This window comes from Collinsella aerofaciens, from assembly GCF_028206995.1.
Taxonomy (GTDB): Bacteria; Actinomycetota; Coriobacteriia; order Coriobacteriales; family Coriobacteriaceae; genus Collinsella; species Collinsella aerofaciens_AQ.
This window is the reverse complement of record NZ_JAQLFL010000031.1, coordinates 1-1,021: the sequence shown is the minus strand read 5'-3', so window position 1 is coordinate 1,021 and position 1,021 is coordinate 1. Positions and strand designations below refer to the sequence as shown.

Annotated in this window: 2 rRNA genes; both read left to right on the top strand. The window is 66.9% G+C overall.

The window, feature by feature from the left end:
• Positions 1-758 (top strand): 23S ribosomal RNA (locus PMX60_RS10170); the annotation flags it as partial.
• A 147-nt stretch (positions 759-905) separates the two neighbouring features.
• Positions 906-1,021 (top strand): 5S ribosomal RNA (rrf, locus tag PMX60_RS10165).

The following is a 1,021-nucleotide window of genomic DNA, read 5'->3' as shown; positions in this document are numbered from 1 at the left end:
GATCCGGAGGCGCCAGCCCCCGGGGAGCCGCCCTTGGAATACTGCCCTCGCGCGACCGGCGTCCTAACCCGAGGCCGTCAACCGGCTCGGGGACCGTGCCAGGCGGGCAGTTTGACTGGGGCGGTCGCCTCCTAAAGGGTAACGGAGGCGCGCGAAGGTCCGCTCGGGACGGTCGGCAACCGTCCTTTTGAATGCAAGAGTACAAGCGGGCTTGACTGCGAGGCCCACAAGCCGAGCAGGTGCGAAAGCAGGCTCTAGTGATCCGGCGGCCCCGAGTGGGTGGGCCGTCGCTCAACGGATAAAAGGTACTCCGGGGATAACAGGCTGATCTTGCCCAAGAGTCCACATCGACGGCAAGGTTTGGCACCTCGATGTCGGCTCATCGCATCCTGGGGCTGGAGCAGGTCCCAAGGGTACGGCTGTTCGCCGTTTAAAGCGGTACGCGAGCTGGGTTCAGAACGTCGTGAGACAGTTCGGTCCCTATCCTCCGTGGGCGCAGGAGAATCGATGGAGGCTGCCCCCAGTACGAGAGGACCGGGGTGGACGCACCTCCGGTGAACCGGTTGTCGACCAACGGCACGGCCGGGTAGCCGCGTGCGGCGCGGATAACCGCTGAAGGCATCTAAGCGGGAAGCCGTTCCAGGGATTAGTTCTCCTTCCGGTAAGGGCCCAGGTAGACTACCTGGTCGATAGACGGCAGGTGCAAGGGCGGCGACGTCCTCAGCCGAGCCGCACTAATCGCCCGAGCTCTTCCGGAACCGCACCTCGCGGCCCGCGGGACCCAGCGCTCACGCGCGGTCCGGGCACGAGGATGCCCCCGAGTCACCTTTCCTATACGCCATGCGGCCCCCAGGGCACGTGTAAGGTGAGACCCAGGACACCGTAACGGTGGGCGCCGCCCACCGGTCAGCGGCCAGAGCATGGGGGGCACGCCCGGTCCCGTTCCGAACCCGGAAGCTAAGCCCCATCGCGCCGAGAGTACTGCGGGGTCGGCCCGTGGGAGGCCAGGGCGCCGCTGACC